Origin of the sequence: Luteolibacter flavescens (assembly GCF_025950085.1) — a bacterium.
GTDB lineage: Bacteria > Verrucomicrobiota > Verrucomicrobiia > Verrucomicrobiales > Akkermansiaceae > Haloferula > Haloferula flavescens.
The window spans coordinates 35,401-58,701 of sequence record NZ_JAPDDS010000007.1 but is presented as its reverse complement, the minus strand read 5'-3'; the positions used below and the strand labels follow the sequence as shown (position 1 = coordinate 58,701).

The window sequence follows — 23,301 nt, the reverse complement described above, 5'->3', positions numbered from 1 at the left end:
TCAACCCTCCCAGAAAGAGCCGTCGCGCTAGCCGGAACCATCGACTGCGGATCGTCGCGACCGCCTCGGGTTCGAGTTTGGAGATTAGCTTACCAGCCGCCGCCGAGGGCCTTGTAGAGGCCGACGGAATTCACCACGCGGGAGAGGCGGAGCTGGATGAGTGAGGCCTGCGCATCGAAGAGATCCTGCTGTGCGGTCAGCACTTCGAAGTAGCTGTCCACACCCTGCTTGTAGCGGGCATCGGCAAGATCGAAGCGCTTCTGCTGAGCGTTGACAAGACCTTCGAAGGCCGCGATCTGGCCATTGAGACCCTTGCGGGCAGCGAGGCCGTCGGACACTTCGCGGAAGGCATTCTGGATCGAGCGCTCGTAGCGTGCGACCTCGATCTGCTTGCGGACCTCGGCGACGTCGAGCGTGGCCTTGTTGAAGCCACCGTCGAAGATCGGCACGCTGATCTGCGGGGCGAAGCTCCATGCGGTGCTGCCGCTCTGGAAGAGATCGCCGAGGCTCTTGCTGGCCGTGCCACCGCCACCCGTGAGGGTGACGCGCGGGAAGAACGCGGCGCGCGCGGCGCCGATGTTCGCATTCGCGGAGCGGAGCTGGTGCTCGGCTTCGCGGATGTCCGGACGGCGGACAAGCAACTGCGAGGAAACCCCGGCCTTCACCTCGGAGACGAGGCCGCCTTCAAGTCCGCGACCTGAGGGCAGGTTCGACGGGACGGCGGTGCCGATGAGGAATGCGATGGCGTTGTTCGCTTCGGCGCGGCGCTGCTGGAAGGCAGCGAGATTGGCCTTGGCGGTCTGCACCTGGACGTCCACGGAGCGCAGGTCGAGCTCGGAGACGTCACCGGCGTCGAAGCGCATCTTCGTCAGGTCGTAAGTCTCGCTGACGGCATTCAGCGTGCGCTGGGAAAGCTCCATCTGCTCGACGGCCGAGCGCTCGGTGAAGTAGGCGTTCGCGATCTCCGAGACGAGGGAGATCTGCGCACCCACGCGGGCGGCATCGCTGGCGAAGTACTGCTCGAGCGCGGCATTGTTCTGGCTGCGGACGCGGCCGAAGAGATCCAGCTCGTAGGAAGTGACGCCGACCGAGACATCGTAGGACTTCGCCTCCACCGCCGTGCCACCCTGCGAGAGGGTGCCAGGGGTGCGGCTGCGCTGTCCGCTGCCCGAGACATTCACCGTCGGGAAGAGCTGGCTACGAGAGATGCCGTACTGGGCGCGGGCCTGCTCGACATTGAGGGTGGCCACGCGCAGGTCGCGGTTGTTCTCGAGGCCGATGGCGACGAGGCGCTTCAGGCGAGGATCCGTGAAGAACTTCTGCCAGGCGATATCGGCAGGCACGCCGCCGCTACCGTCATTCCCGGTGTACGACTCCGAGACGGGAGACGTGATTTTGTCCAGCGCCGGCTCCATGTTGCACGAGGCGAGAAGCACGGGCAGGGCGAGAAGTAGTGAATTACGCATGGGAGAGTTCGGTATTCTGAGGTTTTTCACCTGAGTTTGATTCCGGATTTTTGGCAGTCACCTTGCCTTTTGTCAGGCGGCGGATGACCACATAGAACAGTGGGACAAGGAAGACGGCAAGGACGGTGCCAGAGACCATGCCACCCGCCACGCCGGTGCCGATCGCGTTCTGGCTCGCGGAGCCTGCACCGCTGCTGATGACCAGCGGCATCACCCCGAGGACGAAGGCCATGGAGGTCATGAGGATGGGGCGGAGGCGGAGCTTCACCGCTTCGAGCGTGGCTTCGATGAGTCCCTTGCCCTCCTTCTCCAGGTCGAGCGCGAACTCGATGATCAGGATGGCGTTCTTCGTCGAGAGACCCACGGTGGTGAGCAGGCCCACCTTGAAATACACGTCATTCGGCAAGTCGCGGGCGAACACCGCGGCGAGCGCGCCGACGATGCCGAGCGGCACCACCATGATGACCGCTGCCGGGATCGACCAGCTTTCATAAAGCGCGGCAAGGCAGAGGAAGACGATGGCGAGCGAGACGGCGTAGAGCATCGGTGCCTGGTTGCCGGAGATCTGCTCTTCCAGCGACTGGCCGCTCCATGAGAAGCCGATGCCTGCGGGAAGCTGGCCGGCGAGCTTTTCCATCTCGTCCATCGCCTGGCCGGAGCTGAGGCCCGGCTTGGCGGAGCCCACGATATTCACGGCGGGCAGGCCGTCATAGCGCTGGAGCTGCGGCGAGCCGAAGGACCAGTCCGTGCGGGTGAAGGCGGACAGCGGCACCATCTTTCCCTGGTTGTTCCGGACATACACGTTGCCGAGGTCGTCCGGCTTCATGCGGAACATCGCGTCGAGCTGCACGATCACGCGCTGCACGCGGGTGCCATTGACGAAGTTGTTCACGTAGGACGAGCCGAAGGACGTCTGCATGACCGTATTCACGTCACCCGGTGTGATGCCGAGCGCGCTGGCCTTGTCCTGATCGATCTCGATCTTCATCTGCGCGGTGTCGTTCAGGCCCTGCGGACGCACGCCTGCGAGCACATCATTCTGCGCGGCCATGCCGAGAAGCTGGTCACGTGCGGCCATGAGCGCCTCGTGGCCGACGCCACCCACGTCCTGCAGCCAGAAGTCGAAGCCGGAGGAGTTGCCCAGCTCGGGAATGGCCGCCGGATTGAGGGGGAAGACCACGGCATCCTTAATCCCGCCGAGCCCCATGAGGCTGCGCTGGATGATGGCCTGCACGTTGTGCTCCTTGCCCTTCCGCTGGTCCCATGGCTTGAGGCGCAGGAAGGCGAGGCCGGAGTTCTGTGCCTTACCCGTGAAGCTGAAGCCGGCGACGGTGAAGTAGTTCTCGATCTCCTCCTGCTGGGCGAAGAATTTCTCGGCCTCCAGCAGCACGTCGCGGGTGCGCTCGTCGGTGGCACCGTCAGGCAGGCTGACCAGCGCGAGGAAGTAGCCCTGGTCTTCCTCGGGCAGGAAGGACGACGGCATCTTGTTGTAGAGGTAGCCGACCAGCACGGTCACACCGGCGAGGGCGACGAGACCGGTCCAGGCGTGCTTCAGCCAGCCCTTCACGATGCCCTGATAGTAATTCGTGGTCGAATCGAAGGTGCGGTTGAACCAACCGAAGAAGCCGCCCTTAGCATGATGGTGACCGGCCTCCACCTGCTTCAGCATGGTGGCGCAGAGGGCGGGCGTCAGCGAGAGCGCGAGGAAGACGGAGAAGAGCATGCACGACACCATCGCCATGGTGAACTGGCGGTAGATGGTGCCCACCGATCCGCCGAAGAACGCCATCGGGATGAACACCGCGGTCAGCACCAGCGTGATGCCGATGAGCGCGCCGGTGATCTGGGTCATCGCCTTGCGGGTGGCCTCCTTCGCGGGCAGGCCTTCCTCGGTCATGATGCGCTCCACGTTTTCCACCACCACGATGGCGTCGTCCACGAGGATACCGATGGCGAGCACCATGCCGAACATGGTGAGCACGTTCAACGAGAAGCCGAAGGCCGCCATGAGCGCACAGGTGCCGAGCAGCGCGACCGGCACCACCAGCGTCGGGATGAGCGTGGCGCGGAAATTCTGCAGGAAGAGATACATCACGAGGAAGACGAGCACGATCGCTTCCACGAGGGTCTTGATCACGCCCTCCACGGAGATCTTCACGAAGGCGGAGGTGTCCATCGGGTAGGTCACCTTCACGCCGGGCGGGAAGAATTGCTCGAGGCGCTTGATCTCGGCGCGCACCTGGTCGGCGGCGTCCATCGCATTGCCGGTCGGCGCGAGCTTCACGGCGGCGGCGGATGCCGGGCTGCCATCGATGCGGGCGCTGGTCGAGTAGTCCTGGCCACCCATTTCCACACGGGCGACGTCGCGCAGGTAAACGCGGGAGCCGTCGGTATTCACGCGCAGCACGATGTTCTCGAACTGCTCCGCCTCGCGGAGGCTGGCGCGACCCTGGAGAATGATATTGAGTTGCTGGCCGGGCACCGCGGGCAGCGAGCCGAGCTGGCCGACAGGGACCTGCGCATTCTGCGTCTGGATGGCGGAGTTCACGTCGCCCGCCGTGAGATTGTAGCTCACCAGCTTGTCAGGATCGAGCCAGATGCGCATCGCGTACTGGGTGCCGAATTGCACCACCTCACCCACGCCTTCCACGCGGCGCAGCGGGTCGAGCACGTTTGCCGCGAGGTAGTTGCCCAGCGCGGTGGCGTCCATGCTGCCGTCCTCGGAGGACAGCGCGACGAACATCATGAAATTCCGAGTCGCCTTTGCCACGACCACGCCCTGCTGCTGCACGGTCTGCGGCAGGCTCGGCGTGGCGAGCTGGACCTTGTTCTGCACCTGCACCTGCGCCACGTCAGCATCGGTGCCCGGCTCGAAGTAAAGGGTGATGGTGGCGCTGCCGTTCGCATCACTCGCGGACGACATGTAGAGCAGGTTGTCGATGCCGTTGAGCTGCTGCTCGATGACCGAGGTCACCGTGTCGGTGAGCGTCTCGGCGGAGGCACCGGCGTAGTTCGCCGTGATCGAGATCGAAGGCGGGGCCACCTGTGGGTACTGCGCCACGGGTAGCTGCGTGATCGAGATGATGCCGATCATCACGATCAGGATGGAGACGACCCACGCGAAGACGGGGCGGTCGATGAAGAAGTGGGCCATACGGGGAAAGGATCGGGAGACGAGGGATCATGCGGCTTCACGGAAGCCGCGTCGGGAGGGCCGGGAGGATGGATCGGTCAGCCTTTGTCGGACTCCTTGGAGGCCGTCTGGCTGGTTTCTGCTTTCGGAGTGAAGGGCTCCGGGGCGACCGGGGCTCCGGGGCGGGCCTTGAGCAGCCCCTCGATGATGACCTTCTCTCCAGCCTTCAGGCCGGAGGTCACCACCCACTTGTCGCCGACCGCGTTCTCGGTCTTGATGATGCGGGCCTGGGCGACGTTGTTTTCGTCCACCACCATCACGCTGCCGGCACCGCCCTGCTGGCGAGTCACGGCGCGCTGCGGGACGGTGACCACATTCTCGCGGATCGCCTGCACCACGCGGGCACGGGCGAACATGCCGGGAAGCAGGAGCTTGTCGGGATTCGGGAACTCGGCGCGCAGGCTGACCATGCCGGTGGATGGATCGACGGAGGCTTCGGAGAAGAGGATCTTGCCGGTGGCGGGATACTCGCTGCCGTCTTCCAGGATGAGCGTGGCGGTGGCCTTGCTCATGTCCACCTTGGAAAGCTCGCCATTGCTGGTGGCGCGGCGCAGCGAGATCAGGTCGGCGCTCGACTGGGTGAAGTCGAAGTAGATCGGGTCGAGCTGCTGGATGATCGCCATCGGGGTCGCCTCCCCTTCCCCGACCAGCGCACCCTCGGTGACCTGGGCGCGACCGGCGCGGCCGGAAATCGGCGAGGTGACGGTGGCGTAGCCGAGATCGAGTTCAGCGGTCTTCAGGGCGGCTTGGGCGGCCTTCAGCTCGGCGGCGGCCACCTTCACGGCGGACTCGGCGTTGTCGAAGTCCTGCTTGCTGACGGCGTTCGAGCCCACGAGCGTCTTGTAGCGACCGAGCTGTGTCTCGGTCTGTGCGAGGTTTGCCTCCGCGCGGGCCAGCGTGGCTGCCGCATTCTCCTTCGCAGCCTCCAGCGGCGCGGGATCGATCTTGAAGAGCAGGTCACCGGCATTCACGTCGGCACCTTCCTCGTAGGACTTCTCCAGCAGGATGCCGGAAATGCGGGCGCGCACCTGGGCGACGCGAATGGCGTCGAGGCGGCCCGGCAGCTCGCGGGTGATGCTCACGGTCTCGGTGGCCGCAGGCAGGACAGTCACCGCAGCAGGCGGCATCTGCGGTGGCCCGGCGGCTTGCTTTTTCCCGCATGATGGAATAAGAAGCAGCGAGGTAAGCGGGAGGAAAAGGACAGGGCGCATGGCGGAAAGGGAAATTGGTGAAACGTCTGTTTCAGACGTGCGCTTACTAAACACGGTATTTTGCGAAGCGGAATGACTTTGAAGTTTCCAAGCTGGTAACCTCAGATTACCAGTGCCGCGGAATGGAGCTGCGGCACCTCAGGTATTTCGTGGCGGTGGCGGACGCATTGAATTTCCGCCGTGCTGCCGAGCGTCTGAATGTGACGCGTCCCGCTCTCAGCAAGCAGATCAAGGACTTGGAAGAAGAGACGGGCATCCGCCTACTCGAGCGCGACACCGTGAGCGTGGCGCTGACGGACGCGGGCTCCGTCTTCCTCGCGGAGGCCCGCGCCATCCTCGCCGATGTCGAGCGCGCCGTGGATCTCGCCCGCGAGGCGCAGGACGGGCGGCGCGGCGAGTTGCGCATCGGCAGCGTGGGGCAGATGGCCTCCGGATTCCTGCCCGGCGCGCTGAAGGCCTTCGGAGCGCAATTCCCCGCTGTGGATGTCTCCTTCGTGGAAATGACGCCCATCGAGCAGCTCGCGGCGCTGGGCACCGGGGAGATCCACCTGGGCTTCGCCTACGGGCGCGATGCCGAGCAGGTGGCCGGTATTTCCAGCCTGCCGCTGGTGCGGTCGAATTTCGGCGTGTCGGTTTCACAGCTCCACCCCTTCGCCGACCGCAAGCGCATCCCGCTGGAAGAACTCTCGAAGCAGACGCTCCTCAGCGTGGGGGCCGAGGCGGCATCGAACCACCGCCGGGACATGCTGCGCATCTTCCAGGAAGAAGGCGTCACGCCGGGCGTGCTGCGCCAGATCTCAGGATTCGACGCGCTGCTGAACATGATCGCCGCCGACCAAGGCGTCTCCATGCTGCCCGAGGTGCTCGATTTGCGGAACAGCCACGCCATCGTCACGATCCCGCTGGACGTGAAGCGATGCATCCTGGACTTCACGATGTGGGCCGTGTGGCGGTCGGAGAGCCCTTCCCTGCTGGTGCGGAATTTCGTGCGACTGCTGGAGCAAAACCGCCCGGTCATCGCCAAGCAGCGCGCGTCCTGACGCCGGGTCAGAGGTCCAGCTCCACGGACTTCAGCGCGATGTAGAGCGAATTCGCCCGCTCCATGCGCGGCTGCAGCGCCGCCTTCTCCTCGGCGAGCTGGCGGCGCACCTTGATCAGGCTGAGCGAGTGATCGCGGAAGAGAAAACGGATCGCCTCGCCATGGTCAGCCTTCAGCCCCTCGGCGAAAGTGGCGGCACCGGCGAGCAGACGCTCGCGATAGCCCGCCGCGACACTCAGCCGCGTGACAAAGGAAGTCACCACGGCCAGGGCGAAGACACCCATGGCCGCGAACAAAAGGAGCAGCGCGAGATGTTGCTGACCCAGCGTCCCGAGGACACCGGCAGCCAGCGTGAAGCACAGGCCGAGGCCGACGAGGGTCTTCAACTGCGAATTCCTCCGGCGCAGCAAGGGATCCAGCACGCCGCGCAAGCGCAGGGCCGCGAGCGCACGCGGCACCGCCTTCTCCAGCCGGGCCACGAACTTCGCCAGCACTCCCTCGCGTGCGTCGCCTGCAATCGCGCAGGGACCGGGCTCGAAGCCCATCCGCTCGATCACCCGCGGCCTCACCGTTTCCCAGTGGGCCGCACAGGCATCTACCAGACGCCCCGCATCATCCCTGCCGAAGCCAGTCGCGGTCTCCTGCATGCGGGCGGCGAAGGACGACTCGATCTCCGCCGCGGAGGCATCCCCGGTGAAGAGACGCGAAAGCGAGCGCCACCAGCCGAGACGCATTTTCAGCAGGCGCACCACCGCATCCACCTCGGCGCGGTAGCGGTCCATCACCTCGGCCAGCGCACTGGGCGCGGCCTCCAGCGCGGCATCCCGCTGCACCTCCATCTCGTGCTCGATATTGGAGAGGAACCACGTGTCGTCCTCCATCCCGCGGCGCTGGGTCTCGAACTTCTGGTCGAGCCGCCGGAGCGTCCTCGCGGCGTGGTGCCAGGCATCGTGCAGCACCTGGCGGCGGTCATAGGACTCGCAGATGCGCTCGGAAATGTAGTGCTCGAGATCGGAAAGGCGGCTCGCCACCCACTTCTTCGGGTCGGGCGATGCGGACTGCTTCATCTCCAGGCCGAGCCGTGCCGCCACCGGGAAGATGGGGAGCACCAGCCCCGCGCGCTTCAGCGAGAGATCCCGCATGTGCCCGAGGATGATGGGGATGTCCTGGTTCTCCTTCAGGTCGATGCGCTGCACGACGATGGCCGTGCGGGACAGCGCCTCGGGGGAGAGCTTTGACACCACGTCCCAAGTCGCCGCCGTCCACGGATTCTCCGCGGTGAAGACGACCAGCACGAGATCCGCATGCTCCAGGAAGGGCTCGGCGATTTCACGATGACCCTCGTACTTCGCATTCGTGCCCGGGGTATCGAGCAGGTCGAAGTTCCGCAGGTAATCGAGCGACCTGCGGCACTCGTGGAGCAGCGGCTGCACCGCATTGTCCACGTCTTCCCCGTGGCGGTAGAGGCGCACCTCGGACGTCAGCGGCAGCGCGCTCACCGGGCACAGCTCCTCGCCGACGAGGGCATTGAGCAGGGACGACTTGCCCGCATTGATCTCGCCGACGGCCGCGATCAGCACGGGCTGGTTCAGCACCGGCTGCGGATGGTCGGGCTCGGTCTCGAGCGCGACCTCGCTGGCCAGGTCGCCGATCCAGCCCAATAGCTCGGAGAGACGGTCCCGAACCGCAAAGTAGCGCTCGCCCGGCATCGTGGGTGCCCGCGTTTACTGGCCTGCCACCTGGCCGGGAGCCGACTGGGCGCCCATGGCGAGCAACTGCGACACGGTCACGAACTTGAATCCCTTGTTCAGCAGGCCATCCAGCGTCGCGGGCATGGCGTCCACCGTGCTCGCGTGGAGGTCGTGGGCCAGCACGATGGCACCCGGCGTGGTGCCGGAGAGGATGCGGGAAGTGATCACGGAGGCACCCGGGCGCTTCCAGTCGAGCGGATCGACCGACCACATGATGGTCGGGTAGTTCAGCTCGGAGCGCACCCACTCGCGCTGGCGCTGGAGCAGCGCGCCATACGGCGGGCGCATCGTGCGCGGCTGGACGCCGGCGGCGCGCGCCACGGCATCGCGGCACTTCGTCAGCTCCTGCCGGATGGCGGAGTCGCTGAGCTTGCTGAGGATGGGGTGCGTGTAGGTGTGATTGCCGATCTCGTGGCCTTCCGAGACGGTGCGGCGCAGCACGGTCGGGTAGAGGTCCACATTCCGGCCGATCACGTAGAAGGTCGCCTTGATGTTCCGCTCGCGCAGCATGTCCAGCAGGCGCGGGGTGTTCTTCGGGTGCGGGCCATCGTCAAAGGTGAGCGCGATGTACGGCTGCGAGACCGCGACGCGGGAAAAGGTCACGCCGGAGGAAGCACCGCCTGCGGGCAGGCTCATGTCCGGATTCCGCGGCACCGGGCCACGGGCGCGCGGGGTGCGGTATTCCTTGTTCTGCGCGGTGCGTGCGGGAGCAGCAGCCGGGTCCACCGGTGCGGCGGCGGCAGGCGCATCCGGCTTCGCCGAGGACACCATCGAGCAACTGCTGCCGAGGGCCGTGCCGAGCACCATGAATCCGCGGCGGGAAAGTTTCGGCAGTCCTTCCTCCGAGGAAGCTGCCTGCGAAGAAGCGGTCAGGATCTTGTAGCCGAGCGATTCAATGGGATTTCTCATGGATGGCGACGGGAAGCTTGGGAGGTTCGGGAAAAAATAGCGTGCCGCCCAGCGATGTCACGCCTGCATTTCCGACAAGTTGATCACAAGAAACGCTGAAGCATCGGGCGCAGCGACTCCACCTTCTCCGCAGGCCAGAGGTGCCGCGGCGTCATGATCGCACCATCGAGCGAGCGGTGCTCCGGCCACTCCGCCTCCGCGGGGATGAGGGCGATGGCGCGGGCGATGATCCGCTTCGCCATGGAAACATTCGCATGCAGGTGACCCATCACCGCCTCGGCGGTCACGGGCTCCTCCTCCACCTTCCAGCAATCGTAGTCGGTGATCATCGCCAGCGTCGCCAGCGCGATCTCCGACTCGCGGGCGAGCTTCGCCTCGGGAAGATTCGTCATGCCGATGATGTCGAAGCCGAGCTTGCGATTCGTCTCGCTCTCCGCACGCGTCGAGAAGGCCGGGCCGTCCATGTTCACATAGGTGCCGCGGTCGTGGACCTTCGCGCCCTCCGCCGTCGCCGCCTCCTTCAAGATGCCCCGCATCCCGGCGCTGACCGGATCGGCGAAGGAGACGTGCCCGACGATGCCGCCGCCGAAGAACGTGTGAAGCTCCCGCCTGCTGGTGCGGTCGAAATACTGGTCCGGCAGGACGATGTCGCGCGGGTGATACTCCTCCTTCAGGCTGCCCACCGCAGTCACGCAGATGAGGTGGCGCACGCCGACCGAACGCAGCGCCCACAGGTTCGCGCGATGATTGATCTCCGTCGGCAGCAGGCGATGCCCGCGACCGTGGCGGGGCAGGAACCACACCTCGCGTCCGCCGAGCGTGCCGCCGACCAACACGTCCGAGGGATCGCCGAAGGGCGTCGCGATCGCGCGCTCCTCCGCCTTCTCAAAGCCGTCGATTTCGTAAAGCCCGCTCCCCCCGATGATGCCAATCGCCGTAGCCATGCCGCGGGTCTATCCGCGTGCCGCTCCGGCGTCGAGGCGGATGCGTCGTCAATCCCTCCGCTCAGCGATCCGCCTGGATTTCCTCGAAGGCCGCGCCGGGCTTGTTCGTGTAATCGTTCGTCAGCACGTAGTTCCCCTGGCCGTCGCTGAAGACGTGCTTGTGATGGAAGGGCAGCTCCACCCGGCTCCCGTCGCGGTCGCGGTAGTCCTGCACCTCGTAGATGCCCTGGATGCGCTTCCGCTGGGCCTCGTTGTCCTGGTCATTCCAGCGCTTCCACGCCGCGAATTGCTCGTCGCTGATGCGGTCATACATTTCCCCGCGGCGGCGGATCTCGGCGAAGGCTTCCTCCGCCTTCTTCTGCATGATCTGGCCGCGCACCTGCATCATCTGGTTCCACCACTTCGGCACGGTCTCCACGGTCCCGGCGATGGCGATGAGCTGCGGCTTCATGCGATCGAAGTCCGCATCCGGCGCGGCGATAATGCCATTCGTGAAAAGCGTCCACATCTGGGAGCGGATGTTCACGTTGTCGATCGGTGCGAAGCGGACGTACATGAGACGCATCTCTTCCCGCATCAGCACGCCATTCTGCCGGTAGCCGATGGTGATCACGTGGACCTCGGTGGTGGTGCCTTGATCGTTCGTGCCGAGCTGCCGGGCCAGCGCCTTCCGCTCCGCCTCGGCGGCGGCATCGCGACGGCTGTCGATCAGGCGCACGTCGCTCACGGCCTGGTTCGTCTTCTTCACCAGCTCCACGATCCACGCGCCGAGGTCGCGCGGCGGAGGCGTCCCCTGCGCGGGCATCTTGAGGCCCTTCGACTCGGTGTAGCTCAGGGTGATCGCAGGGAGCGCCGCGATCTTCTCCTGATTCGGCCCGGTGATCTTGAAGTTGAATTGCCACGACGCGGTGCCGTCATTCGACCACTCGACATGGCCCGCCAAATTCCAATCCGCGGGGATGAGCATCGTGTGCGAAACCACGCCGCCCATGGTGACGTCCCTCAGCTCCATGCGCTTCAGCGTCATCGTCGGCATGGCCGCTGCGGGTGCGGTCTTCTTCCCCGGGGCAGGCGCAGGCGCAACCTCCGGCGCGGGCTTTCCTCCTGCGGTGAGCCGATAGGTCTTGCCGCCCGTCACCAGCGTGACCGCGTCGCCCTTCGTCGTCGCGGTGAATTCCTGCGACTTCCCGCCGACGATCAAGTTCCCCTCCACCGAGCCATCATCGTCCGCCACCCCGGTGTAGGGCAACACGGCCCCGCCGAGCGTCATCTCCCCGCCGATCTCGCCCGTCTCCTCATCCTCGAAAAACACCCGCACCTGAATCCCCTCCCCCGAGTAAATCCGCACCGGCTCCTCCGCCCGAAGCGGCCAGCCCGACAACAAACCCGAGACGAGAACGACGAGGGGGATTCGATTCATCTCCGCACCCCTGACACAAATCGGTCAGAGATGCGAGAAAAGGAAGTGGATGCCACAACTTCCGGTCACGCCCCGGCCCACTTGCGGATGGCGGCGACGAGGCCGGGGATGTCGCTGGGCTTGGCTTCGAAGGCGGGCTCGATGCCGTGCTTCTTCAGGGCCTCGGTGGTGACGGGGCCGATGCTGCCGGCGGCGCAGCCTTCCGGCCAGGGCAGGCCGAGCTTGAAGAAATTCTCCACCGTGGAGGCGGAGGTGAAGGTGACGAGGTCCGCGCCATCCTCCCGCAGGCGGGCGGCGGCCCCGGTGGGGTCCTCGGTCTCGGGCACGGTCCGGTAGGCCACGCACTCGTCCACGATCGCGCCGAGGGCGACGAGGCCCTCGAAGACGACGTCGCGGGCATCCGAGCCACGCACCCACAGCAGCGTGAGATTTTCCACCGAGTCACCATTGGCGAAGGCCTCCACGAGGCCCTCGGCGACGAAGTCCTTCTCGGGCATCAGGTCGATGCCGAGGCGGTATTCGCGGACCTTTTGCGCAGTGCCGGGCCCGATGACGGCGATGCGGGGATTTCCCAAACTACGAGCATCCTCGTAGGTGGCGAAGAAGGCATCGAAGAACCGCTCCACGCCATTCGGGCTGGTGAAGATGAGCCAGTCGTACTCGTGCGAATGCGTCACCATCTCGGCGAATTCGCGCCGGTCTTCCGGCGGCTCGATGCGGATGGTCGGCAGCTCGATCACGTCGGCACCCAGCGAGGACAGCTCGCGGCTCAATGCACCGGCCTGTTCGCGCGTGCGGGTGACGACGATGCGCTTGCCAAAGAGCGGGCGCTTCTCGAACCAGTTGATCTTCTCGCGTTCGGTCACCACGCCGCCGATGACGGCGACGGCGGGCGAGCCGAAATTCTCGCGCTCCACCGTGTCGGCGATGTCGGCGAGCGTGCCGGTGATCGTCTTCTGCGAGCCGGTGGTGGCCCAGCGGGTCAGCGCGATCGGCGTGGCGGCATCGGCACCGCCCGCCACCAGTGCGGACGTGATCTCGCGGAGGCGGGACACGCCCATGACAAAGACCTTCGTGCCCGGCGTCTTCGCCAGGTGGGCGTAGTCGATGGAGCTTTCGCCCTTCGTCGGGTCCTCGTGGCCGGTGAAAATGGTGAGCTGCGAGCAGTGGTCGCGGTGCGTCACCGGGATGCCCGCGTAGGTGGGGCCGCCGATGGTGGAGCTGATGCCCGGGACGATCTCGAAGGTCACGCCGGCAGCGGCCAGCTCGGCAGCCTCTTCACCGCCGCGACCGAAGATCATCGGGTCGCCGCCCTTCAGGCGGACCACCTTCTTGCCCTCCTTCGTCTTCTCGACGATGAGGGCATTGATGCCTTCCTGGGAGAGCGTGTGATCCTTCGCGCGCTTGCCCACGTTGATCTTCTCGCAGTCCTTCTTCGTCCAGCGGAGGATCTCCGGGCTACTAAGGGCATCGTAGACGAGCACGTCCGCCATTTCCACGCACTCCTTCGCACGCAGGGTGACGAGGCCGAGGTCGCCGGGACCGGCGCCGACGAGGTAACAAATGCCAGGGGTGCTCATGCGAGGGATTCGAAAAGTTCACGGGCCACCTTCAGCGGATCTCCGCCGGAAGCCTTCGCGACACGAGGCGTGCCGCCTTCATCAGGGAATACGCGCGCGTCCATCTGCAGGACGCTTTCATCGAGGGAAGTGAAGACACCCACCGGCGTGCTGCATCCGCCCTCCAGCAGGCGGAGGAATTCACGCTCGGCGCGGACGCGGGTGAAGGTCGCCGTGTCGAGGATCGACGCGACGAGTGCAGAAGCAGCCTGATCGCCCTTCCGGATTTCCAAGCCGATGGCTCCCTGCCCTGCGGCGGGGAAAAAGACGTCCTCCGCGAGGGGCGACATGTGAAGCTCCGCGCCGAAGACCACCGAGGGCTTCGTCATGCGGTGGCCCAGTCGCACCAGCCCGGCCTCTGCCAGCAGGATCGCATCATAGGAGCCCTCCGCGAGCTTCCGCAGGCGGGTGGGGACATTGCCGCGCAGGTCGATGACCTTGAGATCCGGCCGCAGCCACTGGAGCTGGCGCGCGCGGCGCACGGCGCTGGTGCCGACCACCGCGCCCGCAGGCAGGGCATCGAGGCCACCGGGCTTCCGCGTGACCAGCACGTCGCGGATCGGCGCGCGGACGAGCACGCCCGCGATCTCGAATTCCTCGCTGATCACCGTCGGCACGTCCTTCAGCGAATGCACGGCGATATCGATCTCCCCGGCGCGCAGGGCCTCCTCGAGCTCCTTCGTGAAGATGCCCTTGTCGGTGCCCTCGGCCTTTGCCACCTCGGCCAGCGCCACGTCCGTGCGGCGGTCCCCGGTGGTGCGGATGACGCGGCGGGAGATGCGGAGGTCCGGGTAGGCCTGCGAGAGCGCGCGCTCCACGGAGGCGGCCTGCACGAGTGCGAGATCGCTCCCGCGGGTGCCGATGGTGGTCTTCTGGAAATCTGTTTCGCTCACGTGCCTGGCAGGTTCAACTTTCTGAGTTCTTCATCGATGATCCGGTCGCACTCGGCGATCTGCTTCTGTCGCCGGATGCGCGCCTCGTCGGCCAATTGCTCGAGCGTGTCGATGTCGTAGAGATACACTTCCTCGATATTGCCGCAGGCCGGATCAATGTCGCGGGGCACGGCGATGTCGATCAGGAAGAGGGGGCGGAACTTCCGCACGCGGCGCACGGCCTCGATGTGGTGCGGCATCACGACCGGGTGCGGCGCGCTGGTCGAGGAAATGACCACGTCCACCCCGGCGAGCACCGCCTGCCACTCCTCGAAGCGCACGGCACGCCCGCCCATTTCCGTGGCGAGCTGCTCGGCCTTTTCAAAGGAACGGTTCGTCACGAAGACCGAGGTCGCCCCGCGGGAAACGAGCGCCTGCGCGGTCTGCCGGCTCATGTCACCGGCGCCGATGACCACGACGCGGCAGCCAGCCAGCTTGCCGAAAATCTTCTCCGCCAGCTCCACCGCGGCGCCTGCCACGGAGGTGGCACCCTCCTGGATGCGGGTATCGGTGCGGACCTTTTTCCCCACGGCGAAGGCCCGCTGGAAGAGCTTGTTCAGCGTGCCCGAGGTCGCGCCCGAGGCCAGCGCCTGGCGGTAGGCCTCCTTCGTCTGACCGAAGATCTCGGTCTCCCCCAGCACCATCGAGTCCAGCCCGCTGACCACCCGGCAGAGGTGCCGTGCCGCGGAGATACGATGGTGCTCGTACCAATGCGGGTCCGACTCCGCGCCGTGGGATTGGGAAAGCTTCCGCCGCAGCTCGGCGGCCGCCTCCTCCGCATGGTCGCCTGCGAGGTAGAATTCGGTGCGGTTGCACGTGGAGAGCACCACGCTTTCCGCCAGGCCGTCGATGGCCAGCAGGTCCTTCGCGGAGTCACCCAGCTTGCTCGTGGACACGGCGAATCTCTCGCGGACCTCCACGGGCGCGGTGCGGTGATTCAGACCCACGCAGACGAGTTCCATCAGACGAGCGCAAAGACCGAAAGGGACACGATGAAAAGGACCACGGCCACGGTGGCCGTCTTCCGGCCGGTGAGTCCCCTCACCTGCCGTATCACCAGCAGCGCCGCATACGCCAGCCACACCACGGTGGCCGCCACCAGGTGGGCCGTGCCGCCCGTGTGCGGCATCATGAAGCCCGCCACCACGCCGACGCTGAGGAGCACCAGGCCGATCCACAGCAGGCGGACCATCGACTTCAGGAGCTCCCGCACCGGCGGCAGATTGCGGAAGAGCCCGGACTGCAGGTGGTGGTCCTTCAGTTGCTTGTCCAGCACCAGGAACATCACCCCCGCCACGCCCGCAAGCGCCAGCGCCCCGTAGGAAAGCACGGACATCGCCGCATGCGTCTCGCGCCATCCATCGGTCACGCCCACCCAGTGCGGATCCGACACCCACACCCCGGGCAGCAGCGCCAGGATCTGGATGATGGCCACCAGCGGGGCGGTGAATACCCCGAGCAGCGACAGGCGATAGGTGGGACCCACGGCGAGATAAAACAACATCAGCGACCACGCGAGGAATACGAGGATCTCCCCCAGTCCCACCAGCGGGCACGCCCCGCGCGCCTCGCCCCGCACGGAGAGGAAGCCGAGCTGCGCGAAGAACGCCAGGCTCATCCACACCACCGTCCAGCGGCTGCGCGTCCCCTTGTGGACCGTCCACATGCCGGTGACGCCGCCCACGGCTGCGAGGGCGGTAGCGGCGATCAAAAACCAGCGGTCCACCCCCCTCCCTTGCCCCCCCGGAGCCCCGTGCGCAAGGCCGGATTCAGCCGAACCCGCAGGCGCTTCAAAACAGGCCTGTGACCACCGGCAATACCACCCGCCGGAGCCCCCTCACGGTGACAAAAAAAGGGCGGCTGCGTTTCCGCAGCCGCCCGAAGCTATCAATGGGCCGGGGCCCGGTTGACTTAGAAGCCAACAGCAAGCTTCACGCCACCGATCAGGTGCTCCTGGCCACCCTGAAGGGAGTTCACGTCGCCAGCGAGACCGCTGTCGGCGTCAGCATACTTGATGTAAGGCGAGAGGGTCACGCCTTCGCGGAACTCCCATGGGAGCTCGGCCTTGACGAACCAGCCCTGGAAACCATCGGCGGAACCGGTGGAGAACAGGTCGGTGTCAACCTGGGTGTCCAGGCCATCGGCGAAACCAGCGCCAACGGACAGGTTCAGCGAGAGACACTCGTTGAACTCGAAGGACTTGCGCAGCTCAGGCTGAAGGTACCAGCCGTTGTTTGCGTCGAAGTCATAGAAGAAGGTGGCACCGGCAGAGATACCGAAACCTGCATCCACGAAAGCGGAGGCGTACACTTCCTGGGTGTCCGAGGTGCCTGGGGCATCCGGGAACCAGTAGTAGATGTAGCCGAGCTCGATATCGACGGGGCCCACCGAGGTACCGACCGCTGCATAGAGGTCGAGCTCGTTGAAGCTGCCGTAGTTATCGTTCGTGGAGCCGTACCAGGCACCGGCCTTCAGGCCCCAGTTTTCGTTGAGGGCGTAGGAAAGATCCACGCCGGCTTCGATCAGGTCGCTGCCGAGGTCAACGAAACGGAATTCGTATTCGGTGGCGTAGCCGACCTGGACCTGGCCTTCGATTTCCGCCGAGGCATTGCCAGCCACGAGGGCGGAGGCAGCGGCCAGGGCGCCGACGATTTTGGTGTATTTGCGCATCTTGGTATTCGGTTGTTCGGTTGCTGCAAGCCACCGCCGGGGAAAAAGACCGGAGTCTTCTACCCTGCGGGACCCGTTGGCAATGTGCAGCCCTTACGCTTTCGCGACCGGACGCTGCCTATCGGGCGTTCCTTAAGAAACCCGAAAGATCATGTCCAGTGAAAAGAATGCGGGCGGCAGTAGTGCCGGCGGCTACCTAGAGTCACCTCACGACTCTGGCAAGGGGGAAAAGTGACGACCCCGCCGCGCCCCCTCCCTCCACCCCCGGACAATCCCCCGGCACTGCGGGGATAGCGCCGCGGAGAAAAAATCCGCAGCGCCCCGGTGTGTCACCCTAACGGCTCTTTCACCCGCTGGCACGGCATGTGCTTCCGCCGCTTTTGCCACCGGAATCGGTCAAGATCCCGGTGGCCCAATCCATCCGAAACCGAGTCGAAATGAGCCTGAAAACACGAATGGCAAGCGGCGTCTGTGCGCTAGCTGCCCTTGCAATGATGGTCCTGCCACTGGCTACTCCAGCCAATGCGCAGGATGCCACCCCCCCGCCTGCAGCGGAAGCACCGGCTACCCCAGCCGCCGAGGCACCTGCTGAGGAAGCCGCAACCCCGCCGCTGAGCGTCGAAGAGCGCATCGCCCAACTCGAGGCCGCCAACGAAGGTGTCGACTCCGGTGACAATGCTTGGATGCTGACCAGCACCGCTCTGGTTCTCTTCATGTCGCTCCCGGGTCTGGCCCTCTTCTACGGTGGTATCGTCCGCCGCAAGAACGTGCTCTCCATCTTCGGCCAGATCTACGCCATCGCCGGCGTGGCCGCGCTCCTCTGGTGGGCCATCGGTTTCAGCCTCGCCTTCTCGGAAGGCAACGCCTTCTTCGGCGGCACGGAAAACGCCTTCTTCAAGGGCGTGGACGGCGAGCCCGGAACCCTCTCGACCGTGTCCCAGAACGTCTTCGCGATGTTCCAGCTCACCTTCGCCATCATCACTCCCGCGCTGATCATCGGTGCGGTTGCCGAGCGCATCAAGTTCTCCGCCATCATCGTCTTCACCGCCCTGTGGCTGCTCGCAGTCTACTTCCCCTTCGCCCACATGGTCTGGGGTGGCGGTCTCCTGCATGACAAGATCAAGGCGATCGACTTCGCCGGCGGCACCGTGGTGCACATGACTTCCGGCTTCTCGGCCCTCACGCTCGCCATCATCCTCGGCAAGCGCAAAGGCTACGGAAAGATCCCGCTTCCTCCGCACAGCGTCGTCCTCACCGCCATCGGCACCGGTATCCTCTGGGTCGGCTGGTACGGTTTCAATGCCGGCTCCGCTGGTGCTGCTGACGGTGCCGCAGGCAATGCCTTCGCCACCACCACCTTCGCCGCTGCTGTCGCTGGCCTCGCCTGGGGTGCTTGCGAGTGGATCTTCAAGGGCAAGCCGAGCGTCCTCGGCATCTGCTCCGGCGTCATCGGCGGCCTGGTCGCCATCACTCCTGCCGCTGGTTTCGTGACCGTCGGTTCCTCCATCATCTTCGGCATCCTCGGCGGTGTGGTCCCGTTCTTCGCGGTGGCCTACCTCAAGAAGATGCTCGGCTATGACGATGCCCTCGACACCTTCGGCGTCCACGGCGTGGGCGGTGCCCTCGGTGCCATCCTCACCGGTGTCTTCGGCAGCGAGGAAGTCAGCAGCCTGGTCGCAGACGTGAAGGGCGAAGGCTACAACCTCGTGCTGGAGCAGGTGAAGGCAGTCGGCATCACCGCCGTCTGGAGCGTGGTCGCCACCGTGATCATCGCCTACCTCATCAAGTTCACCATCGGCCTCCGCCCGACCGAGGAAGAGGAAGAACTCGGCCTCGACCTCGCCGACCACGGCGAACACGGCTACGAGGACTGATCCCCGGCGATCACTGCCCACACATAACCCTGTCACTCCACGGGCGGACCTTTTCAGGTCCGCCCGTTTTCCGTTTGCCGGATTCGCTCCAGCCACTATCACCGCCCGCGTTGAACCGTCGCACGCAGCTCCTCGCCCTATGCCTGCTCATCTCGCTGGCCTTCGCCGGCTGGACCTGGCTGCGCCCCTATGAATGGGGCCGCGATGCAGGAGCGCGCTACCGCATCGTCCACTCCTCGCTGCGGAAAGACACCTCCTACTACTGGCTCGAGCTGAAGCTGGACCAGGCAGGCGAGGAATCCCACGACCTCAGGAAGCCCGTCGCCCTCATCCTGGCCGACGGCCGCGAGATGGAGCCCGCGGAAACCCAGCTCGAAGGCGACGCGACCAACCCGACCTCCGGCATCGGCCTGAAATTCTGGCTTGAAGAAAAGGACCTCGCCGGCCCGCTGCGCCTGAAGATGAATGACGGCACCCTCACCGTCCGCAAGGAGTCCGGAGCCCCGCCGCTCAAGAACTCCATCCGCTACTTCAACACCGCGAACTGGTAAGCCGCGATGCCCTGGCTCCTCATCGATAATTCGAACACGCGCACCAAGTTCGCCCTCGCCGATGCCACCGGCATCCTGGAGACGCGCGCCTGGCTGCCCACCCCGGACATCACCCCGGAGGCCCTCGCCGCCACCTTGGGCGGGCTCGATTTCCACGGCACCCTCCTCTGCTCCGTCGTCCCGGAGAAAGCCCGCATCCTTCGCGACCACCTCGCCGCCCGCGGGCCCGTCCACCCTCTGAACTACCAGAGCGACACCGGCCTCGCCATCGACTACCCCCACCCCGCCCAGATCGGCGCGGACCGCCTGGCAAATGCCATCGGCGTCGCCGCCCGCTACGGGGCCCCCGCCATCGTCATCGACTTCGGCACCGCCGTCACCTTCGACGTCGTCTCCGCCGGGCCCGCCTACTGCGGCGGCGTCATCGCCCCCGGCCTCGGCGCCATGCAGGACTACCTCGGCAAGCGCACCGCCCTGCTCCCCCGCATCGAGATCGACGAGCCCCGCGCCGCCATCGGCAAGTCCACCGTCGAGGCCATGCAGGCCGGAGCCGTCTATGGCTACCGCGGCCTCGTCCGCGAAATTATTTCCCGGCTCCGTGCTGAAATGGACGGCGACCCCGTCATCGTCGCCACCGGTGGCGACGCCGCCTTGATCGCCAGAGGCTTGCCCGCCATCCAGCACGTCGATCCCGATCTCACCCTCGAGGGCATCCGTCTGGCCGCCCTCAGGAATCTCCACTAAAAGTACGTGCCAAGACCGCTCGCAGTGGATACAACGTAGTCACCGAACCATGGCTGAAACCCCTCTCTCGATTGGTGTCGATTTCGGCGGAACCTCCGTCAAATTTGGCGTGCTCTATCGCTCCAATATCATCGACCAAGCTCCGGCGATCTCCACGCCGGACTTCGATGGCCCGGACGCCCTCATCGAGGCGATGCTCCGCGTCATCGGCGACCTGCGCGACCGACACCCCCGCATCGAAGCCATCGGCGTCGGCGTCCCCGGCTTCGTCCACTTTGAAAAGGGCATCGTCCACAACCTCACGAACGTCCCCGGCTGGACCGCCATCCCGCTGAAGAAGAAGCTCGCCGACGCCACCAACCTGCCCGTCATCGTCGAAAACGACGCCAACTGCATGGCCTACGCCGAGTGGAAGCGCGGAGCCGGGCGCGGGCTGAATCACCTCATCGCCCTCACCCTCGGCACCGGCGTCGGCGGCGGCGTCGTCGCGAATGGCAAGATGGTCCGCGGAGCCCAATTCGGCGCCGGGGAGATCGGCCAGATGTCCATCGACTGGCAAGGCCGCCGCGGAGCCTACGGGAATCTCGGCGCGCTGGAAGACTACGTCGGCAACAACGAGATCTCCGCCGACGCCCGCCAGACCTACCTCGAGGCCGGAGCCGAGCGCCACCTGCCCGACTGCAGCCCCGCCGCCCTCGCCAAGGCCGCGCTGAATGGCGACGAGACCGCGCTGGCCATCTGGGACGGCATCGCCGCCAAGCTCGCCACCGCCATCATGAACTGCTGCTGGCTGCTCAATCCGCAGGCCGTCATCATCGGCGGCGGCGTCGCCAAGGCCGGGGACCTGCTCTTCAATCCCCTCACCGCCCACCTCTACGCCCAGCTCTCCGCCCCCTTCAAGGAGCACCTCATGATCCTCCCCGCCCGCTTTGGCAACGAAGCCGGCATGGTAGGCGCCGCCGCCCTCGCCCTCGAGGAATCCGGCGTCGTCCTCCAACCGTGAGGGAGAGCGGCTGAGCCTGGGCTCGCCTACCCTTGACCCTGGGTTCGCCTGCCCTCCAAGCGAGCCAGTGGCACGCGCTCCCAGGTGTCCACAAGATCGGCGGAGCCGGGAGCGCTGGCTTCAGCCGGCTTGGACGGTCGTGCGAAGCCACCTTCACCGCCTGCGGACACCCTGTGCCATCGTGGTCCGCATCGCTCCGCGTGCGGCGAAGCAGTTCTTGCAAGCAGGCCTCGATCTCGGGCACTTGGAGGATATGGGTGAATGCGGGCTTTGATAGGTGCCTTCCCCGGACCGGCGAACCGCACGCGGAGCGATGCGGACCACGATGGCTTGAGGGTGGGGCGGGCTTCCGATGGTCACTTCGCCTACCCTCCAAGCGAGCCGGTGGCACGCGCTCCCAGCGGGCACCCGGTGGAGACTTGCTTTCACTCCTTCTTGGGAAGCGGCTTTCACCCTGGGTTCGCCCACCGTCCAAGCCGGCTGAAGCCAGCGTCCCGGCTCCATCGCTCGCCCGCTCCATCGGACGACGTTCGACCCACGTGTCAGAAGAATCAAACGCGGAGGGAAAAGAGAAGCACTTCGACTGGCCCCACGCACATTGACGATGGCGGAGGACGCGGGAATGGCGATCCACCTTGCGCTTCCCCGCCCGGTCTGGAAGGGTCCGCCATCCCACCGATGACCCCTCCCCCTGGCCTCTTCATCGTGCTCGAAGGCATCGACGGCACCGGCAAGTCCACCCAGACAAAGCAGCTCGCCGAGTGGCTGCGCGCGCAAGGCCGCGAGGTCATCGCCAGCCGCGAGCCCACCGACGGCCCATGGGGCGCGAAGATCCGCGCCACCGCCGCCACGGGCCGCCTCTCCGCGGAGGAGGAGCTGGAGTATTTCCTGAAGGACCGCCGCGAGCACGTCGAGACGCTCATCGCCCCCGCGCTCGCGGAGGGAAAGGTGGTCATCCTGGACCGCTACTACTTCTCCACCATGGCCTACCAGGGGTCGCGCGGTGTCGATCCCGCGGAGATCCGCCGGCAGAATGAAGCCTTCGCCCCGGTGCCGGACCTGCTTTTCATCCTCGACCTCGACGTGGAAACCGCGCTCACCCGCATCGGCAGCCGCGGCGACACGGCGAATGAATTCGAGAAGCACGACTCGCTCGCCAAGTGCCGCGAGATCTTCCTCGGCCTATCCGGCGAGCCCTTCGTCCACATCATCCCGTCCGGGGAGTCGCCGGAAGCGGTGCAGGAGAGGATACGGGGGGTGGTGGATAGTAGATAGTAGATGGTAGATGATGGCCCGCTGGGGGGCGCACAGGATCGGCGGAGCCGGGAGCGCTGGCTTTAGCCGGCTTGGATAGATCGGCGAAGCCAAGGGAAAAGCCGCACCTCATCGGGCGAGCCCGCTGGGAGCGCGTGCCACCGGCTCGCTTGGATAGATCGGCGAAGTGACCAGTGAAGCTGCCACCACCTGAAGCCATCGTGGTCCGCATCGCTCCGCGTGCGGTTCGCTGGTCCGGGGAAGGCACCTAACAAAGCCCGCATTCACCCACGTCTTCCAAGAGCCCGAGATCGAGGCCTGCTTGCAAGAACTGCTTCGCCGCACGCGGAGCGATGCGGACCACGATGGCACAGGGTGTCCACAGGCGGTGAGGGTGGCTTCGCACGACCGTCCAAGCGCGCCAGTGGCACGCGTTCCCAGGGGGGCACAGGGATCGGCGAAGCCGGGAGCGCTGGCTTTAGCCGGCTTGGATGGTAGGCGAAGCCAAGGGAAAAGCTGCTCTTCATCGGGCGGCTCCGCTGGGAGCGCGTGCCACCGGCTCGCTTGGATAGACCAGCGAAGTGACCAGTGAAGCTGCTGCCACCCCTGGCCATCGTGGTCCGCATCGCTCCGCGTGCGGTTCGCCGGTCCGGGGAAGCTACCTATCAAAGCCCGCATTCACCCACGTCTTCCAAGAGCCCGAGATCGAGGCCTGCCTGTA

18 protein-coding genes are annotated in these 23,301 nt (G+C 65.9%); 6 read left to right on the top strand and 12 right to left on the bottom strand.

Annotated elements, in window-relative coordinates:
* Positions 1-89: 89 nt before the first annotated feature.
* The 3 genes from OKA04_RS13695 to OKA04_RS13685 form a co-directional block, all read right to left on the bottom strand.
* Positions 90-1,466, bottom strand: coding sequence for an efflux transporter outer membrane subunit (locus OKA04_RS13695; RefSeq protein ID WP_264501744.1), 1,377 nt, complete (start codon positions 1,464-1,466; stop codon positions 90-92).
* Positions 1,459-4,620 carry an efflux RND transporter permease subunit gene (locus OKA04_RS13690; RefSeq protein ID WP_264501743.1) on the bottom strand — a complete coding sequence of 1,054 codons (3,162 nt, stop codon included), beginning with the start codon at positions 4,618-4,620 and terminating at the stop codon, positions 1,459-1,461. Before OKA04_RS13690 ends, OKA04_RS13695 begins: the two co-directional genes overlap by 8 nt.
* Before the next feature lie 77 nt (positions 4,621-4,697).
* Positions 4,698-5,870 (bottom strand): efflux RND transporter periplasmic adaptor subunit, encoded by a 1,173-nt coding sequence (locus OKA04_RS13685; protein WP_264501742.1) that lies wholly within the window; start codon positions 5,868-5,870, stop codon positions 4,698-4,700.
* A gap of 122 nt (positions 5,871-5,992) precedes the next feature.
* Here OKA04_RS13685 and OKA04_RS13680 point away from each other — a divergent pair, with 122 nt between their 5' ends.
* A complete protein-coding gene (locus tag OKA04_RS13680) occupies positions 5,993-6,910 on the top strand; it encodes a LysR family transcriptional regulator (protein WP_264501741.1) in 918 nt (305 codons plus the stop codon).
* A 7-nt stretch (positions 6,911-6,917) separates the two neighbouring features.
* Here the strand turns inward: OKA04_RS13680 and OKA04_RS13675 are convergent, their stop codons facing one another.
* The 9 genes from OKA04_RS13675 to OKA04_RS13635 all read right to left on the bottom strand — a co-directional run bounded on the left by OKA04_RS13675 (position 6,918) and on the right by OKA04_RS13635 (position 17,154).
* Entirely contained in the window at positions 6,918-8,618 is a 1,701-nt protein-coding gene (locus OKA04_RS13675; protein ID WP_264501740.1) for a dynamin family protein, read from the bottom strand.
* Between the two features lie 15 nt (positions 8,619-8,633).
* Entirely contained in the window at positions 8,634-9,569 is a 936-nt protein-coding gene (locus OKA04_RS13670) for a polysaccharide deacetylase family protein (protein WP_264501739.1), read from the bottom strand.
* 83 nt (positions 9,570-9,652) lie between these two features.
* A complete protein-coding gene (gene mtnP, locus OKA04_RS13665) occupies positions 9,653-10,513 on the bottom strand; it encodes an S-methyl-5'-thioadenosine phosphorylase (protein ID WP_264501738.1) in 861 nt (286 codons plus the stop codon).
* 61 nt (positions 10,514-10,574) lie between these two features.
* Positions 10,575-11,933 carry a hypothetical protein gene (locus OKA04_RS13660; RefSeq protein ID WP_264501737.1) on the bottom strand — a complete coding sequence of 453 codons (1,359 nt, stop codon included), beginning with the start codon at positions 11,931-11,933 and terminating at the stop codon, positions 10,575-10,577.
* Positions 11,934-11,998: 65 nt separating this feature from the next.
* Complete coding sequence (cobA, locus tag OKA04_RS13655; protein ID WP_264501736.1) at positions 11,999-13,513, bottom strand: uroporphyrinogen-III C-methyltransferase; 1,515 nt, start codon at positions 13,511-13,513, stop codon at positions 11,999-12,001.
* Positions 13,510-14,445: a hydroxymethylbilane synthase gene (gene hemC, locus OKA04_RS13650; protein ID WP_264501735.1), complete on the bottom strand. Its 936-nt coding sequence runs from the start codon at positions 14,443-14,445 to the stop codon at positions 13,510-13,512. Before hemC ends, cobA begins: the two co-directional genes overlap by 4 nt.
* The gene (gene hemA, locus OKA04_RS13645) at positions 14,442-15,446 is read right to left on the bottom strand and encodes a glutamyl-tRNA reductase (protein ID WP_264501734.1); all 1,005 of its coding nucleotides are present in this window, start codon (positions 15,444-15,446) and stop codon (positions 14,442-14,444) included. Before hemA ends, hemC begins: the two co-directional genes overlap by 4 nt.
* Positions 15,446-16,195, bottom strand: coding sequence for a cytochrome c biogenesis protein CcsA (gene ccsA, locus OKA04_RS13640; protein ID WP_264501733.1), 750 nt, complete (start codon positions 16,193-16,195; stop codon positions 15,446-15,448). Before ccsA ends, hemA begins: the two co-directional genes overlap by 1 nt.
* Before the next feature lie 200 nt (positions 16,196-16,395).
* On the bottom strand, positions 16,396-17,154 hold the full coding sequence (locus OKA04_RS13635; protein ID WP_264501732.1) for a TorF family putative porin: 759 nt from the start codon (positions 17,152-17,154) through the stop codon (positions 16,396-16,398).
* A gap of 491 nt (positions 17,155-17,645) precedes the next feature.
* Here OKA04_RS13635 and OKA04_RS13630 point away from each other — a divergent pair, with 491 nt between their 5' ends.
* The 5 genes from OKA04_RS13630 (at position 17,646) to tmk (ending at position 22,601) form a co-directional block, all read left to right on the top strand.
* Positions 17,646-19,028 (top strand): ammonium transporter, encoded by a 1,383-nt coding sequence (locus tag OKA04_RS13630; RefSeq protein ID WP_264501731.1) that lies wholly within the window; start codon positions 17,646-17,648, stop codon positions 19,026-19,028.
* A 110-nt stretch (positions 19,029-19,138) separates the two neighbouring features.
* Entirely contained in the window at positions 19,139-19,579 is a 441-nt protein-coding gene (locus OKA04_RS13625; protein ID WP_264501730.1) for a hypothetical protein, read from the top strand.
* A gap of 6 nt (positions 19,580-19,585) precedes the next feature.
* Positions 19,586-20,323, top strand: a complete 738-nt coding sequence (locus OKA04_RS13620; protein WP_264501729.1) for a type III pantothenate kinase — start codon at positions 19,586-19,588, stop codon at positions 20,321-20,323.
* 49 nt (positions 20,324-20,372) lie between these two features.
* Positions 20,373-21,326: an ROK family protein gene (locus OKA04_RS13615; RefSeq protein ID WP_264501728.1), complete on the top strand. Its 954-nt coding sequence runs from the start codon at positions 20,373-20,375 to the stop codon at positions 21,324-21,326.
* A 678-nt stretch (positions 21,327-22,004) separates the two neighbouring features.
* On the top strand, positions 22,005-22,601 hold the full coding sequence (gene tmk, locus OKA04_RS13610) for a dTMP kinase (protein ID WP_264501727.1): 597 nt from the start codon (positions 22,005-22,007) through the stop codon (positions 22,599-22,601).
* Positions 22,602-23,301: the final 700 nt, after the last annotated feature.

Coding starts and splice junctions, on each gene's coding strand:
- OKA04_RS13695 (WP_264501744.1), bottom strand. CDS start 1,466: ATGCGTAATTCACTACTTCTCGCCCTGCCCGTGCTTCTCGCCTCGTGC.
- OKA04_RS13690 (WP_264501743.1), bottom strand. CDS start 4,620: ATGGCCCACTTCTTCATCGACCGCCCCGTCTTCGCGTGGGTCGTCTCC.
- OKA04_RS13685 (WP_264501742.1), bottom strand. CDS start 5,870: ATGCGCCCTGTCCTTTTCCTCCCGCTTACCTCGCTGCTTCTTATTCCA.
- OKA04_RS13680 (WP_264501741.1), top strand. CDS start 5,993: ATGGAGCTGCGGCACCTCAGGTATTTCGTGGCGGTGGCGGACGCATTG.
- OKA04_RS13675 (WP_264501740.1), bottom strand. CDS start 8,618: ATGCCGGGCGAGCGCTACTTTGCGGTTCGGGACCGTCTCTCCGAGCTA.
- OKA04_RS13670 (WP_264501739.1), bottom strand. CDS start 9,569: ATGAGAAATCCCATTGAATCGCTCGGCTACAAGATCCTGACCGCTTCT.
- mtnP (WP_264501738.1), bottom strand. CDS start 10,513: ATGGCTACGGCGATTGGCATCATCGGGGGGAGCGGGCTTTACGAAATC.
- OKA04_RS13660 (WP_264501737.1), bottom strand. CDS start 11,933: ATGAATCGAATCCCCCTCGTCGTTCTCGTCTCGGGTTTGTTGTCGGGC.
- cobA (WP_264501736.1), bottom strand. CDS start 13,513: ATGAGCACCCCTGGCATTTGTTACCTCGTCGGCGCCGGTCCCGGCGAC.
- hemA (WP_264501734.1), bottom strand. CDS start 15,446: ATGGAACTCGTCTGCGTGGGTCTGAATCACCGCACCGCGCCCGTGGAG.
- OKA04_RS13635 (WP_264501732.1), bottom strand. CDS start 17,154: ATGCGCAAATACACCAAAATCGTCGGCGCCCTGGCCGCTGCCTCCGCC.
- OKA04_RS13630 (WP_264501731.1), top strand. CDS start 17,646: ATGATGGTCCTGCCACTGGCTACTCCAGCCAATGCGCAGGATGCCACC.
- OKA04_RS13620 (WP_264501729.1), top strand. CDS start 19,586: ATGCCCTGGCTCCTCATCGATAATTCGAACACGCGCACCAAGTTCGCC.
- OKA04_RS13615 (WP_264501728.1), top strand. CDS start 20,373: ATGGCTGAAACCCCTCTCTCGATTGGTGTCGATTTCGGCGGAACCTCC.
- tmk (WP_264501727.1), top strand. CDS start 22,005: ATGACCCCTCCCCCTGGCCTCTTCATCGTGCTCGAAGGCATCGACGGC.